The organism is Blautia fusiformis, assembly GCF_020686995.1.
GTDB lineage: Bacteria > Bacillota > Clostridia > Lachnospirales > Lachnospiraceae > Blautia_A > Blautia_A fusiformis.
In genome coordinates this window covers 345,560-361,221 of sequence record NZ_JAJEPT010000001.1, presented here as the reverse complement: position 1 = coordinate 361,221, position 15,662 = coordinate 345,560, and the positions used below count along the sequence as shown (strand labels likewise).

Here is a 15,662-nt window from a genome sequence, read left to right as displayed (position 1 = left end):
TCTGCTCCTCTTTAACCCTTGACTGCACCTGCGGCAACACCACTGTAAATCTGATTCTGGAAGATAATGAACACGATCAGTGCAGGAAGAAGAGAGATGATAACACCTGCACAGATTAAGTTGTACTGGCTTCCCAGTGGTCCGGTAAATGTGTAAAGTGAAGTTGCAACGGTACAAAGTCTTGTTTTGTCCTGAAGGTAAAGCTGTGCACAGTAGTACTCGTTGTATGTATTGGCACCTTTCAGGATGATGGATGTTACAATTGCCGGTTTCAGAAGCGGAAGAAGGATCTTTCTGTAAATGGTAAAGTAAGATGCTCCGTCCAGGTATGCGGATTCATCCAGGGAAACCGGCAGATTCTCAAAGTACTGAATGAAAATATAAATAGAGATAACGTCCGTACCACACATCATGATGATGTATCCGTACAGGGTGTTTACAAAGTTCAGGTTTACCATGATCTCGTATACAGCGACCTGCATGGCAACTGCCGGAAGCAATGCCGCAAAAGTAAATGCGTTACGGATCAGGCTGTTACCCGGGAATTTGAAACGGTTCAGTACATAAGCCAGCTGTGTACCGATGATAATGGATACTGCAAGAACTACTACCAGAACGATCAGAGAGTTACGGAATGCAACCAGCATGTTCGCTTTGGTGAATGCTTTTACAAAGTTATCAAAGTTCAGCCAGCTCTTCGGCAGGGTCATAACGTTTGTTGACTTGTACTCTGCATCTGTCTTAAATGCTGTGATCACACAGGAAACAATTGGAAGCACTGCCAGGAATGCAAAGAATATAAGGGATGCATATTTTACGATCGTCCAGATCACGAATCCCGGACTGTACTGTTTTCTTCTTTTGTAAGAAGCTGCTGCTGTCTGTGCCATAACCTAACGTCCTCCCTTCTGTGCTGCTTTTGCAAGTTTTGCTGCTTTTTTCTTCTTTTTCTTTGCATCATAGGATTCATCATCGGTAGTCGCGTTACGGAAAACAAACTTGAAGAATGCATCCTGTAAAAATTTCGCTATGATGATGATCACCAGAAGGAATACTGCCATTGCCGATGCCAGACCAACTTTCTGGTTTGTATGGGCGATCGTATTCATAACTACGAAGAAGGTACCTGTTCCGTTTGCACCTGTTGTGATAACGAACGGAGCCTCGAAAGCACTTAAGGATCCTGTAATGGACAGGATGATATTCAAAGTTACAATGGTCTTGATACTTGGCAGGATAATGTAAATGAACTGCTGGAACTTATTTGCACCATCCAGGTCTGCCGCCTCATAAAGAGAATCATCCACAGACATGATCGCACCGATGAAAAGTACCATGTTCTGTCCGAAATATCTCCATACAGAAGATCCTACCAGTGACCAGTTGTTTACGGACTGATCTTTCAGCCAGTAGGGAAGGTTGTCAAGCTGAAAACCACACCACTGCAGAACCGTATCAAATACGAATCCACGGGTGTAAAAGAATTTAAAGATAAATCCAATGGCAATACCATTGATCAGATATGGGAAAAACATAAATCCTTTGAAAAGGTTGCTGCATTTTACTTTCATGCTGAGGATCGTAGCCAGGTAAAGCGCGATTGCAAGCTGGATCAGGGCACCAGCCATATAGTAAAGGCAAAGCTTCAGGGCACCGATGATATCGTCTCGTTTGAAGATTGCTCTGTAGTTATCAAGTCCTACAAATTTTCTTGCACCTACGTATTTCATCTTATAGAAACTGAATTTTACCATTTCCGCAAATGGAAGATATGTAAACACAAGTAATAAGATCAATGGAATAATCGTAAATGCGAGAATGACAAGCATCTGCTGACCTTTTCGGCTCTTGATCCACTCGCCGAAGCTCTTTTTTGTTCCACTCTGTCCCATAGTTTCCCTCCATTTCAAAGGCGGGGAAAACGCGTCCCCGCCTGAGTGATCTGCGTTTGTATCCGTGCAGATTATTCGTTTACTTCTACGTCATCTGTATCCTGAGCGTCACTCCATTTCTCGTTCCACTCTTTCATGATGTCATCAAAATCTTCGTCTCCGTTGGAAGCGTGCTCAACGATCTCCTGGATCTTCTCGTTTCCGCCTGCGCCTACCATAAGCTCGGAATCTGCATTCAGCTCGTTCAGAACATCTTCCTCACCCTCAAGTGCCGGCTCATTGGAAATAAACTCTACATTGTTATCTGTGAATTCCTGATATACTTCCGGAAGATCATCATCGCCAACTGCGATTGGAAGACCACCCTCGTTGTAGGAATATCCTGATTTCTCTGTCATCCATTTTACAAAGATCATGGAAGCTTTCTGGTTGTTCTCGTCGCTGTTTGCGTTGATACCGAAGCAGTAGTCCTCATCTGCCGGTGAATACTGTTTTCCGTCTACTGTGATCGGGAATGCGAAGTATCCGATATCATCTGCATTGTCTCCTGCGCCCTGCATCTGCGGGTAAGCCCAGGAACCAAGTACCATTGTTGCGATCTGACCGTTGTTCAGCATACCTTTGCTGCTCTCCCAGTCTGTTGTGGAGTAGTCATCCTCTGTAAGTCCGTCTGCAACTGCATCGTAGAGAATCTTGTAAACGTTGTAAGCTCCTGTTCCGTCTCCCGGATCAGAGAATGGATCTTTTGTATGAGCGAACTCCTGGTTTCTGTATTTTGCATCGCCTGTTGCTGTGATTCCGGTATAATCATCCCATGCACCCATTGTCCAGCCTGCTGCATAGTTTGTGTAAAGCGGGATCGCATCTGTTTTGTCTTTTACTGCTTTCAGATCTGCGATGAACTCATCCGGAGTTTTCGGAAGCTCTGTGATTCCTGCATCTTTGAATACTTTCTTGTTGTAGAGAACTCCACGGCCTACTACAGTGATCGGAATACCGTATACTTCGTTCTCATACAGCCATCTGTTCGGATATTTTACTTCTTTCTTTACGGAATCAACATCTCCATAAGAGAGGAAATATGTGGAAAGATCAGATTTGTCAACCTCCGGGATCATCATGATGTCGCCCCAGTCACCACCCTGAAGACGAAGGAGAGAATCCTGTGCGTAATCGGTAACGCCCTCGATCTCAACCTTGATATCCGGATACATTTCGTTGAACTCTTTTAAGTATGCGTCCCAGTTCTTTCCTGCATAATCACTGTCAAGCATATCTGTACGGTTTGTGATCAGCTTGATGTCTGCTTTTGTATCCGTATCCTCACCAAGTTTGATGTCTGTGTATTTCACACCGTCTGCTGCAAATACGGTAGATACACCTCCTACTGACATTACGGATGCTGCCATCACGCCTGCAAGACTCATTGCCGTTGCTTTTCTCCATTTCATATTAGTTTCCTCCTTTTGAAATGATTAAATAATTAGTTAAAGTTGTTCGCTTTTGATTAACTTTAAGTTAATTATATTCTTTTATTAACTTATTGCATTAAATATTCTTGCTAATTATCACTGATTTTTGTTATTTTCATATTTTTCGTATATTACTTATAATTTTAGTATCTGTTTTTTGTATATTATGCTTATAGAATTCCGTTTATTTATTGTTTAAAATAGTTTTAGCTAAATTTTAGTCTTATTTTTAATCATTGTTTTTATGAGGAAACTTCTATTATGGATCATTTAAATTACTTAAATTTTAAGCAGCAGTTTCATTCCTGCGTACATACAAGAAAAATGGCAAATATTGAATATACTCCCGATTTTCTGATTCCAAACAGTTACCAATATAAGAAAGAACTTCTCTCGCCCCTTTCCCCTGATGATTTTCTCCATCTTCTCAGCGGTGGCAGCATTCATGCAGATTCCCCTTTATCTTTCCGTTTTTCTTCCATGAGCTGTCATCTTCTGCTCATGACCACACTTGGCAGCGGCAGGATCACCACTTCCGGCGGCAGGGAGATCTCCGCTGACGAGAATCACCTGATCTTTTTTGACTGCAGCCAGAATTTTTCCCTGCAGTCTGTTGTACTGCCCTGGAACTTTAAACTGTTTTTTATTTCAGGAAATACTTTGTCTGCCTTTTCCTCTGTTTTTACAAAAAGCAGGCAGTGCTTTTCTCTTTCCCTGACTTCACCGGTAGGGCGGTGCATCTCGTCTCTTCTGGCTCTTCCGGAAACTCCGGACGCAAAAGAGCTTCTTCTGATGCACCAGAATCTCACCACGATCCTGACGGATCTTGGTACTTCCTGCTGTTCTTCCGAAAAAAAAGCACAACCGGAAGCGCCCTGGTATCTGACAGAGATCAAGGATTTTCTGGACAATCATTATAAGGAGGAATTTTCCCTGAAGCAGTTCGAGGATACCCTGAAAATGAGCCGCTACCGTCTGTGCAGGGAGTTTTCCACCTTTTTCGGAATGCCGCCCTTACGCTATCTCACAAAAAAGCGTCTGGACGAGGCAAAAAAAATACTGCTTACCACGGATCTTTCCATCCATGAAGTAAGCAGCATGATCGGTTACGAAAATACGAACCATTTTATTAATATCTTTAAGAAATATGCAGGTCTCACACCTGGTAAGTTTCGACAAAAGGCACTGGAGGACCGATTCTCCTCACACTTTCCCGTTCAATAAATTTTCCCGGAATCACAAAGGTTCCGGTACTGTATCTGGCATCTAAAAGTTTGTGGATAATGATATGGACCACTCTCTTGGCCATCTCTTTGGTATCGATCTCATAAGTGGTAAGCCCGATACCCGCAAACTGATCTGCCAGATAGTTGTCAAATCCCACAATGGAAATATCTCCGGTCACATCATACCCTTCCCGGACAAGCTTCTGATACATCATGCTTGCCGCCAGGTCACTGTTGCAGAAAAACGCAGTGGGCATCTCGGAAGGCAGGATAAATTCTTTTTCATCATCCATCACGCCATCCTTGTCACGGTCATCGATCACCCAGTCTTCTCTCCAGGAAATTCCATGCTCCATGAGCGATTTCAGGTAGCCGAAATAACGGTCATCAATACTGGTGGTCATCAGCCTGCTTCCCACGAATCCGATTCTGGAATGTCCCATGGAAAACAGATAATTGGTCATTTCATAACCACCCATCAGATTATTGGAGACCACACAATCACTGGATTTCCCGCGTCCTGTGGTATCCAGGCTGATCAGCGGAACACCTGCGGATTCTGCCAGAAATCCTACGTACCCTCTTTCAAATTCACCCATGATGATCAGGCCTTCTGCTTTTTTCTCAAGGAGCACCTTGGGAAGTTCTTTTCGCCTCTCCACTTCGCTGCTGATTACTTCCAGCATTGCAAAGCAGGTCCGGGAGACCGCCTGTCTGGCGATCTCCTGGTAAAGTTTCCAGTAAAAAGACTGATTCTCGGACACATACCTGTCCGCAACGATCACTCCCAGTGTAAAACTTTTTCCTTCTTCTGTATTTTTGCGGGATTCACTTTTCTGATATCCCATCTCATCCGCCAGCTGTATGATTTTCGCCCTCAGTTCCTCACTGACGCCCTTCTGACCTGAAAGAGCCTTTGACACGGTCACTGTGCTGACGTTCAGTTTCTTTCCTATATCTGCAAGTCTGACTGCTTTAGCCATTTTTTAACCTCTTTTTTACATATATTGTCAATACCGGAAAAGTTTCCCTTATACCGGTTTATTTTACGCTATCATAGTTGTGTTGCAAAATCAAGAGGTTTTCGCAATAAATCGAGATGCTTTCAGGCTTCAGTCATTGCTTTTTTCAGAACCTCCAGTTTTTCTTCCGCATCTTTGAAGGAAGTTCCCTTTACACCGAAATAATATTTGATCTTCGGTTCTGTTCCGGAAGGTCTTACGCAGCACCATGCATTGTTCTCCAGTTCATAATAGAGAACATTGGATGCCGGAAGGCCTGTGGATGTGGTCTCTCCTGTGAGCATATCTTTGCGGCAGTCTGTCTTGTAATCACGGCATGTAAGAACTTTGAAGCCGCCCAGTTCTTTCGGCGGATTCTCACGTAAGGCATTCATCATGGCTGTGATCTTCTGGGAACCGTCGATTCCCTTCAAGGTTACGGTTGCAAGGTCTTCTTTATAGTAACCGTATTTTTCATACAGTTCTATCATAGCATCCCACAGAGTTTTTCCCTGAAGTTTGTAGTAAGCGGCAACCTCACAGAGCATCATGACTGCAACCGGAGCATCTTTATCTCTTGCATAGGTTCCGGCAAGGCATCCGTAGCTCTCCTCAAGTCCGAATACATAATGATGGCTGCCTGTCTCATCAAAGAGACGGATCTGCTCACCGATATATTTAAATCCTGTGAGAACTTCGATCAGTGCTGTATTGTATTCTTTTGCAACTGCTTTCGCCATATCTGTGGTCACGATGGTCTCTACCAGTGCAGGATTCTCCGGCATGGTTCCTGTTTTGGTGCGCTCACGGAGAATGTACTCGGCGATCAGCATACCGGACATGTTTCCGGTAAAACTTACGTATTCACCGGTTTTCGTATCTTTTGCGTGGACGCCGAGGCGGTCTGCATCCGGGTCTGTGGCAAGAATGATATCTGCGTCAACTTTTTTTGCAAGCTCCAGGGCAAGTGTCCATGCGTTCTTATCCTCCGGGTTCGGATACGGAACCGTCGGGAAGTTTCCGTCCGGAATTTTCTGTTCTTGCACAACATAGACCTGGGTAAATCCAAGCTCACGAAGCACTCTTCTTACCGGAATATTTCCGGTTCCGTGAAGAGGGGTATAAACGATCTTCATGTCTTTTGCAGCCTCCGGGATGATCTCCGGATGGATGCTCTGTTTCTTCAGCTGTGCGATGTATCTGTCATCAAAATCTGTTCCGATGATGCTGAACAGATTCTCTGCTCTTGCCTCGTCCTCTTCCATTGTCTTAACCATGGAAAACTCTGTGACTTTTGCAACTTCTGCCAGAATATTTTTGTCATGAGGAGGTGTGATCTGGGCACCATCCTCCCAGTATACCTTGTAACCGTTATATTCTCTCGGGTTGTGGCTGGCTGTGATCACGATTCCGGCGATGCATCCAAGTTCGCGAACAGCAAAAGAAAGCTCCGGTGTCGGGCGGAGAGATTCAAAAAGATAGGTATGGATGCCGTTGGCGTTCAGGCAGAGAGCAACCTCTCTTGCAAACTCCGGTGACATGATACGGGAATCATGGGCAATGGCAACCCCCTTGTCCTGTCCGTTCATGGCAATGATATAGTTTGCCAGTCCCTGTGTTGCCTGACGTACGGTATAGATATTCATGCGGTTGGTTCCCGCGCCGATCATTCCACGAAGGCCGCCGGTTCCAAACTCCAGCTGACGGTAGAAACGATCCTCGATCTCTTTTTCATTTCCCTCAAGGGCTTTCAGCTCCTCACGGGTCTGTGCATCAAAATACGGGTCTGTACACCACATTTTGTAGGTTTCCTGATAATTCATTTTTTATATCCTCCCTGTTTTTTATTTTTCTGTTATATTTATGCTTCCACAAGCTGGTCAAAGATCTTTCTGAGAAACAGCGAATTCACAAACGCCTGGATGCCGCCTCCCACGAACACCCAGATCCAGAAGATCGTCGAAAACGTCTGCGGCGAAACCAGAAACCAGATCACAGGAAGAAGATTTACCGCTGTGATCACCAGTGTCTGTGCGATATGACTGGCCGCCAGCCTGGCAGCATTCTCAAAAGTCTTTTTTATGGTATTGTCAAATTTTGCCAGCAGCGGAAATACATAGGAAAATACCGCCTCGCAGACGATTCCCAGCACAATACAGAAGCCATACATAAAAGAAGCGCCTCTCTGTGTGCCGGCTGTTCCCAGAATGTGAAAATCAGCCACCAGCGCAGCCACTACCACCAGAAAAATCACTGTCACGGGCAGGGACTGGAGAAAATTCTGTTTAAAAGAATGAAAAAATTCTCTGGTCACCGCAGTTTCCTCATCTTTTACCAGCTTCAGCATGACATAGTACAGCGCAATGGTCGACGCTCCGATGGTAACCACCGGAATACAGCATAACAACCACAAAATACTGAGCCAGAAAATGTTAAAGATCTTTGTCATAATCTGTGTATAAGCACTGTCACCACGAAAATTGTCTTTAAAAGCCATTGTTTTTTCCTCCCAAAAACTATTTTTCCAGCAGATAATCCAGGAATTTCAGAGCATTTTCCGGATTCTTCGTTCCCGTTGCTACTGCAAACACCGGATCTTTTATGTACTGTGACATTTCCGTAAAACGATTGTTGCCGGAAAGGCTGATCCCGTAAGGTTTCACCTCTCCCTGGCCGGTCTCATGATCTTCAAAAGATACCTCATCATCGTCCTTGTAACCGCCCGCATACTGATAGGTCTCTCCGTATTTCTTCTCAAGGTTTTCGGCAGTCACTTCATCCAGGCTCTCAAAATATCCATATCCCGCATATTCCTCAAACACTTCCTTATCCAGGATCACCACATCGATCTGCTGGCTGTGAAGATAGACCTGAAGCTTATCCAGGGCACCGTCCTTGATATAAAAAGAATCATCGATCTGAACGGTTTTCTTCTTTCCGTCAGCTCCCAGAAGTTCACTGATATCTTCTGTTGCCTGCTCAAGCTTCTTTTCATCCAGAGACTCATCGATCACCGCTGCATAGAGAAGATTCTCACTTCTGGGTCTGGCAACATGCCAGATCAGAGAGATCACCACTGCCGCCAGAATCACAACTACTGCTGCAGGAAACAGATAATAGTCTTTCAGATATTGTATTTTCTGCTGCCGGTTCATCTCCGGCCACTTTCTTACTTCTGATTTTTGCATATTCCGCCCTTTCATTTAGCTAAATTTTAATATCTTTTTAGCTAAATGTCAATCCGTTTAGCCTGCTAAATTACAGTTATCATGAACTTTGTCTAATGCGCACAAAAAAAGAGGCACTGTTTTTGTTACTTTTACAGTGCCTCCTGATTTATTTCTTATTCAGCTGTAAAATGATACAGTCTGCTCTTGAAATCTCCCCAGAAATCTTTCATCAGGAATCCGCCCTTCATCAGCATCTCTCCTGTGTAGGTTTCTTCGGTCCCTTCCAGTTTATATACGGTCTCCGGATCAAAACCTTTGAGGAAGATCTTTCTGGAATGGCTGTTTGGTACGCCAAGCACCTGCACATAGGTTACAAGAACCTCTTTTTTGTCGCGGGAAGAAAGTGCCCAGCAGTCAAACTTATGATTCTCTCTGTAGGACGCGATCCGGTAGTACTCGCCCTGCTGGATCAGATGCCTGTATTTCTTATAGGTGGCTGTCTGCTCAGGGATCAGACGCCTGTCCTCTTCCGGGATCTTTGTGATATCCAGCTCATAGCCGAAGGTTCCTGCAAGTGCCACATGGCCTCTCGTCTCAAAAGGAGTTACACGGCCGACAGAATGGTTGGGGCAGTCACTGACATGGGCTCCGATCACGGAAAGCGGATATACCAGCGCACTTCCCTCCTGGATCATCAGACGTTCCACTGCGTCCGTATCATCGGAGCACCAGATCTGCGGACTGTAGTAAAGCATTCCCGGATCAAAACGCGCGCCGCCACCGGAGCAGTTCTCAAGAAGGAGATCCGGGAACTCTGTAACCAGTCTCTCCTGAAGCTCATAGACGCCGAGCACATATCTGTGGAAAAGCTCCTGCTGTCTTTCTTTCGGAAGATAACTGCTGCCAAGGTCCGAAAGCTGGCGGTTCATATCCCATTTCACATAGGCGATGTTTGCACTTCTTAATACAGAAGCCACACATTCATAAGCGTAATCTCTCACTTCCGGTCTGGAAAGATCCAGCACATACTGGTTTCTGCTCTGTGTTGCCTCACGGCCGGCGATCTGGATCGCCCAGTCCGGATGCGCCCGGTAAAGATCCGAATCCGGTGAGATCATCTCCGGCTCAAACCAGATACCAAACTGAAGGCCGATCTTATTGACCTCATCTACCAGATATTTCAGGCCTCCTGTGATTTTTTCTTCGTTTACTTTCCAGTCACCCAGGGAACAGTTATCGGAATTTCTTTTTCCAAACCAGCCATCATCCATGACCAGCATCTCAATGCCACATTCTTTCGCCTGACGGGCAATGGCAAGCAGTTTATCTGTATTGAAATCAAAATAGGTCGCTTCCCAGTTGTTGATCAGGATCGGGCGTTTCTCATATTTGAACTTGCTGCGGATCAGATGATTCCGGTAAAAGTCATGATAACTTCTTGTCATCTGACCGAGCCCGTTTCCGGAATAGGTCATGACTACTTCCGGTGCCTGGAAGGTTTCGCCCGGTTCAAGGAGCCAGGAAAATTCCTCCGGGCTGATTCCCATGGTCATACGCAGGTTGTCAAACTGGCAGAGTTCTGTCTCTGCCAGGAAGTTTCCGGAATAGACGAAATGCATGGCATAGACTTTTCCGTTCTCCTGGTCTGTTCCGTTTGTCACAAGAGCCATAAACGGATGCTCCTGATGGCTGGATTCTCCTCTTGCGGAAGAGATCACCTGTTTTCCATAATGGAGCTCTCCGGTCTGGATATGGCGTTCTCTTGCCCAGGTTCCGTGAAGAGACAGCATGGAAAAATTCTCATTGTCCATATCCAGGCAGACACTTAAGATTTTCTCAATGCGGAGATTTTCCTGGCTCCGGTTCTGTACTTTTACGCTTCTGGTGATCACATTCTCTTCCGGGAACGCAGTATAGGAAAGTACCACTTCCAGATTCAGGATCTCGTCCTTCATGGTGATCTCCAGGGTTTCTGCCTCATCCTCTGTTGCAAAAGAAGCCGGAAGACCGGCAAGGCCTTTCTTTCCTTTAAAGATCTCATGGCCTGCATAATGAAGTTCGCATCCCATATTTCCTGCCGCATTCCGGATGTTCAGGCAGCTTTCTCTGTAATCTCCGATTCCTCCTGTAGGATATTCCATGGGGAAGAAATCAAGAAATGCAGATTTCTCCCGTTTATTTACAGATGGCGTGTATGGCGGCTCTTCCATACGCAGAAGATAATTGTCCGCATCCAGAACCAGTCTGTCCCCGTAATAAATATGTCCCAGAAATCCCTCCGGGCTTAACCCCATAAGATACGTGCTTTTTCCCGTGTCAAGACGGAATATCTTTTTCTTTTCGTCGAAACTTACCGGCATGTCCTTCTCCTCCAGATTAATTTAAGTATTTTTTAGCTTTATTATAGTTATTTTTTAGTTCCCCGTCAACATTCGTTTCTGCATTTTTCTGTTTCTTTTCCAACTGTTATTTCCTTACGGATACAGACGGCATCTCCAGATACCGGTTCAGGTCCTCCGTAAGAAGGCGAATCTTGTCTCTGGTATCCTGTTCTTTGTAGGAGATCCGCTCTGCGATCCTGGTAATGTAATTCTTTTCCTCTATGATCTCGCAGGTTTCCGGAAAATTAATGTCATAATACTGGGCAATATAAGAAACCCAGTAATCCACCGGCACCTTTCTGTCTGCGGAAAGCACGGACTCCCTTCTCAGGCAGGACTCCCACACAGCCGGAGAAATGAGATCTTTTCCCGCATCCTCTTCCGATACCCCCAGCATGGCTTCCACGGAATCCACAAGCTTCACCCTGCAGTTATCCAGTTTATCCGCATCCCGGATCAGTTTTGCATGAAACAGTGTTCTTTCATCATGGATGCCTTCCAGTTTAAAATCGCTGTGCCTGCGGATCGCGGCATCGATCAGGGCATCATACCTGTCTTCCTCTATAAAACAGCGGATCATCTTTTCCTCCCCGAAGAGAAGTTCCGCACCAAACACCGCATGGTCCATGGTTCCCGGCTCAAAGCTGTGGAAACGGCGGATCTGTTCAAATCTTCCGATATCGTGAAGCAGCCCGATAAGTTCCGCAAGCTTCACGTCTTCCTCGGAACATTCCATACGTCTGGCGATCTCTCCTGCATATTTCACCACCCCATAGGTATGTGCGATCTTCAGACGGATCTGCTCGTCATTTCTGTCATATTCATCCAGATATTTTTCAAATTCCTGCTTTGCATATGCAATGTCGATCATCCTGTCACGCTCCTTTTGGTCTTTTTCTTTTGTTTTTTATCTGCTTCTATTATAGCGGACCTGTTCCGCAAATTCCACTGAAATAAAAATCTCTGCCTGCAGGATTCTCCAAGTAACGCCAGCAGTCTCCTGCGGATGCCATCGCGCCAAAAAAGCAGCCACCCGGAACAAATCCGGACAGCTGCCTGTTATCAGACGGATACAGACCGCCTTTTTCCCTTATAAAATCATCTCACAAAATGAATCTCATAATCTCCGGAACCGGCCTCTGCCTGCATACAGCCGTTTCCTGCGGTAAAGTGAAGTCCGTCTCCGTCTTTCACCTCTTTTGCGCCATCCAGACAGATCGTAGCTGTTGTATTTACAGGTACGGAAACATGAAGCACCGTCTCTTCCGGTGTCACTTCCCAGAAGCTCTTTACTGCACCGTAAACAGAATGATATTCTGCTTTCACGTAGGAAAGATCTCCACCCATTCTCGGATAGATCACCGCATGCTTGTATCCCGGTTTCTTCTCATCGACTTCCAGGCCTGCCATCACACGAACCAGCCACTCTCCGATAGAACCGTAAGCATAATGGTTGAAAGAGTTCATGTCTGCGCTCCACATGGTTCCGTCTTCCCCGAATGTATACTGAAGAGATTCCTTTGCCCCTCTCAGGTTATCCAGATATACATTTCCTTTGGAATCCAGCACCTCAAAGCAGTCCAGACGGATTACATCACCTTTTTTACCTGCTGCGGTAACCTGAATAAGAGCACTCATATTCTGGCCGAAATCAATCACCAGATCTCCCTGTGGTGTCTCAAAAATATTTTTTGGTTTTACTTCATCCATAAGGGAAACTTTTCCGCTTCCCTGTCCGGTAAACTGTTTTTTCCGGTTTCTCCTATTCATACTTTACGATTTCTTTCCGCAGCCGCTTCATGATCCGCTTTTCCAGGCGGGAAATGTAGGATTGCGAAATTCCTAAAAGATCCGCTACCTCCTTCTGTGTTTTCTCTCTTCCTTCCCGGTTTCCGATACCGAATCGCAGACGGATGATCATCTGTTCCCGCTTTGTCAGTTTGCTGATGGCTTTTCCAAGAAGTGCGATCTCCACCTCATCTTCCAGACGTCTGGAGATCACATCGTCATCCGTTCCCAGGATATCCGAAAGCAGCAGCTCATTCCCATCCCAGTCCACATTCAGCGGCTCATCAATGGAAACCTCCATCTTTGTTTTGCTGTTTCTCCTCAGATACATCAAAATCTCATTTTCGATACATCGTGATGCATAGGTAGCAAGCTTGATATTTTTTACCGGATCAAAGGTATTGATAGCCTTTATGAGCCCTATGGTTCCGATGGAGATCAGATCCTCCACGCCTACCCCTGTATTGTCAAATTTCTTTGCAATATAAACCACCAGCCGTAGATTGTGCTCGATCAGAACCGACTTTCCCTCTTTTTCCTTTTCTGTTCCCAGCATTTCGATCACTTCAGCCTCCCGTTCCGCTGACAACGGAGCCGGAAGAATATCATTTCCACCAATATAAAAAACCTCTCCCGGACGATTGAACATAAATTTCCGGATCACCTGAAACGGATAGGATCTTGCAGCTGCTCTGTTCATAACATAAGCCCCCTTCTCAATTTAATAGTCTGGAATTCAAAAGTATCTCGTACTCTTCTCCCAAAGCTGAGGGCTCGGATGTTATTGCAAGCACCGGTTTTCCTACATGTACCACCCTTCCAGGAGTCTGGATCAGAAGTTCATCAAGGATCACTGCCAGCAGCAGTCCCTTTTTTCCATCTGCGGTATGACAGCTCAGAAAATGCGGCTGCAGGCTGACAAATCCTGTATTTTCCAGTTCCTCTGGTTTATCTTTTATATCCATCAGTTTTTTCACCTGCTCTTTCGATATCAGGCTTCCCAAAAGTTCCTGTTTGATGATCGATACCGGCTGTTTTTTCACAGGATCCATAAGGAGATTTCCGGTATCATAAAAGCCGTATGTCTGCTTCAGCTTACCCTGATATTTCAAAGTGACCGGGAAAATATTTCTTCTTCCAAACCGGAAGGTCTCGGTCACACATCCCAGGGTATAAAGTGTGCCATAAATCCCTGACAGAAAAAGCAGAAATATTTTCACTGTCATGGTTCTTTCCGTTTCCAGTGCCTGATAGATCCCGCCAACCACAAAAGCTGTGAAATACAGAGCCAGAATGGTTTTTGCAAGAAGGCCGCCTTTTTTCAGTCGAAAAGCAAACGACGCCATAAAAAAAGCGCAGCCGCCATGGATCAGTACAGCGGCAGGAAAAATGATCTTAAAAGGTGCACATACAAGCAGGCAGGATACAAAAGATCCAAAGGCAGCGGATATCACACATCTTCTGCGCTTCCCGTCAAGATGCAGAAATTTTCCCACAAGTCTTAAAAGCATGTAATCCATAAGGAAATTCGTCATAAAAACGATATCTATGTATATCCTCTGATACATAAGCTTCCCCCACTGCTGTTTCGTCTGCCATCGATTCTCAACTTTGGTAAGTGCATTTATTATAGGGCAGGCTCTTTGCATATTTTGTCAAATCCGGATGTCGATTCTTCAAACTTATCGGGTCATTTCTGTCTGTCTCGACATTTATAGTTTTTTTCTATGAATCAACGACAAAAATGTATAAATTTCCGTACAATATTTGTATTTGTTGATTTTCGCGCTTTATAGTGCTAAAATATTTTTTATTATATTTCGTAAGGAAATTCTATTTTATGAGATACAGGAGGGAATCGAACAATGATCAATATTACCGGACATACCGGGCTTACCGGCCTTCTGGGAAGCCCCGTCGCACACAGCGTATCACCTTTAATGCACAATGAGGCATTCCGTTATCTTGGACTTGATTATGTGTATCTCTGTTTCGATGTAACAGAGGAGACCCTTCCCCAAGCTGTGGAAGGACTGAAAGCCTGTGGGATCAAAGGCTTTAACCTGACCATGCCAAACAAGAATAAGATCGTGGAGCTTCTGGACGAGCTTTCTCCCACTGCCCAGCTGATCGGAGCGGTAAATACCGTACGCAACGACAATGGAAAATTAAAGGGGTTTAATACTGATGGTTATGGATTTACCCAGTCTGCCAGAGATGCCGGCTGTGATGTAAAAGGACGAACCATTACCGTTATGGGCGTTGGTGGTGCCGGAATGGCGATCTGCGGCCAGTCCGCCCTAGAGGGGGCAAAAAAGATCCATGTTTTTGCACGTCCTACCAGCCGTTACTGGGAGCGCGCCGCTGCCATGGCAGAAAAAATGTCTCATATGACAGAATGTGAGATGATACTTCATGAGATGGATGATCACACTGCGCTGAAGGATGCACTGGAGGAAAGCAATCTCCTCATCAATGCAACTTCTGTGGGAATGGTTCCGGATGTGACAGGCACCGTGATCCCGGATAAGACTCTGTTCCATCCGGAACTTACCGTAGCCGATGTTGTATATGAGCCAAGAGAAACCAGACTTCTTCGGGAAGCCCGGGAAGCCGGATGTCCAACCTTTAACGGAATGTACATGCTGCTCCACCAGGGTGTAAAGGCTTTCCACATCTGGACCGGAATGGACATGCCGGTTGAACTCGTCCGGGAGAAATATTTTAAATAA

Annotated in this window: 14 protein-coding genes; 2 read left to right on the top strand and 12 right to left on the bottom strand. The window is 45.3% G+C overall.

Annotation, left to right across the window (positions count from 1 at the left end):
- Positions 1 to 11: 11 nt before the first annotated feature.
- The 3 genes from LKD46_RS01765 to LKD46_RS01755 all read right to left on the bottom strand — a co-directional run bounded on the left by LKD46_RS01765 (position 12) and on the right by LKD46_RS01755 (position 3,343).
- On the bottom strand, positions 12 to 890 hold the full coding sequence (locus LKD46_RS01765; RefSeq protein WP_227573712.1) for a carbohydrate ABC transporter permease: 879 nt from the start codon (positions 888 to 890) through the stop codon (positions 12 to 14).
- Positions 891 to 893: 3 nt separating this feature from the next.
- A complete protein-coding gene (locus tag LKD46_RS01760; RefSeq protein ID WP_227573711.1) occupies positions 894 to 1,892 on the bottom strand; it encodes a carbohydrate ABC transporter permease in 999 nt (332 codons plus the stop codon).
- Between the two features lie 71 nt (positions 1,893 to 1,963).
- Positions 1,964 to 3,343 (bottom strand): ABC transporter substrate-binding protein, encoded by a 1,380-nt coding sequence (locus LKD46_RS01755; protein ID WP_227573710.1) that lies wholly within the window; start codon positions 3,341 to 3,343, stop codon positions 1,964 to 1,966.
- Between the two features lie 282 nt (positions 3,344 to 3,625).
- Between LKD46_RS01755 and LKD46_RS01750 the strand changes: the two genes are divergently transcribed.
- The gene (locus LKD46_RS01750) at positions 3,626 to 4,588 is read left to right on the top strand and encodes an AraC family transcriptional regulator (RefSeq protein ID WP_227573709.1); all 963 of its coding nucleotides are present in this window, start codon (positions 3,626 to 3,628) and stop codon (positions 4,586 to 4,588) included.
- On the opposite strand, the gene LKD46_RS01745 is transcribed toward LKD46_RS01750, so the two are convergent.
- The 9 genes from LKD46_RS01745 to LKD46_RS01705 all read right to left on the bottom strand — a co-directional run bounded on the left by LKD46_RS01745 (position 4,521) and on the right by LKD46_RS01705 (position 14,498).
- The gene (locus LKD46_RS01745) at positions 4,521 to 5,573 is read right to left on the bottom strand and encodes a LacI family DNA-binding transcriptional regulator (protein WP_227573708.1); all 1,053 of its coding nucleotides are present in this window, start codon (positions 5,571 to 5,573) and stop codon (positions 4,521 to 4,523) included. The two genes, LKD46_RS01750 and LKD46_RS01745, sit on opposite strands and share 68 nt — an antisense overlap.
- 122 nt (positions 5,574 to 5,695) lie before the next feature.
- Complete coding sequence (locus tag LKD46_RS01740) at positions 5,696 to 7,414, bottom strand: phospho-sugar mutase (RefSeq protein ID WP_227573707.1); 1,719 nt, start codon at positions 7,412 to 7,414, stop codon at positions 5,696 to 5,698.
- A gap of 38 nt (positions 7,415 to 7,452) precedes the next feature.
- Positions 7,453 to 8,088 carry a YesL family protein gene (locus LKD46_RS01735; protein ID WP_227573706.1) on the bottom strand — a complete coding sequence of 212 codons (636 nt, stop codon included), beginning with the start codon at positions 8,086 to 8,088 and terminating at the stop codon, positions 7,453 to 7,455.
- A gap of 19 nt (positions 8,089 to 8,107) precedes the next feature.
- Entirely contained in the window at positions 8,108 to 8,779 is a 672-nt protein-coding gene (locus LKD46_RS01730) for a hypothetical protein (protein WP_227573705.1), read from the bottom strand.
- 155 nt (positions 8,780 to 8,934) lie between these two features.
- Positions 8,935 to 11,121 (bottom strand): alpha-galactosidase, encoded by a 2,187-nt coding sequence (locus LKD46_RS01725; RefSeq protein ID WP_227573704.1) that lies wholly within the window; start codon positions 11,119 to 11,121, stop codon positions 8,935 to 8,937.
- Positions 11,122 to 11,227: 106 nt separating this feature from the next.
- Positions 11,228 to 12,013, bottom strand: a complete 786-nt coding sequence (locus LKD46_RS01720; protein WP_227573703.1) for an HD domain-containing protein — start codon at positions 12,011 to 12,013, stop codon at positions 11,228 to 11,230.
- 227 nt (positions 12,014 to 12,240) lie between these two features.
- Positions 12,241 to 12,912, bottom strand: coding sequence for a family 78 glycoside hydrolase catalytic domain (locus LKD46_RS01715; protein ID WP_227573702.1), 672 nt, complete (start codon positions 12,910 to 12,912; stop codon positions 12,241 to 12,243).
- Positions 12,905 to 13,579: an RNA polymerase sporulation sigma factor SigE gene (gene sigE, locus LKD46_RS01710; RefSeq protein WP_330673376.1), complete on the bottom strand. Its 675-nt coding sequence runs from the start codon at positions 13,577 to 13,579 to the stop codon at positions 12,905 to 12,907. Before sigE ends, LKD46_RS01715 begins: the two co-directional genes overlap by 8 nt.
- 67 nt (positions 13,580 to 13,646) lie before the next feature.
- Positions 13,647 to 14,498 carry a sigma-E processing peptidase SpoIIGA gene (locus tag LKD46_RS01705; protein ID WP_227573701.1) on the bottom strand — a complete coding sequence of 284 codons (852 nt, stop codon included), beginning with the start codon at positions 14,496 to 14,498 and terminating at the stop codon, positions 13,647 to 13,649.
- Between the two features lie 297 nt (positions 14,499 to 14,795).
- On the opposite strand from LKD46_RS01705, the gene LKD46_RS01700 reads away from it, so the two are divergent.
- Positions 14,796 to 15,662: a shikimate dehydrogenase gene (locus LKD46_RS01700; RefSeq protein WP_227573700.1), complete on the top strand. Its 867-nt coding sequence runs from the start codon at positions 14,796 to 14,798 to the stop codon at positions 15,660 to 15,662.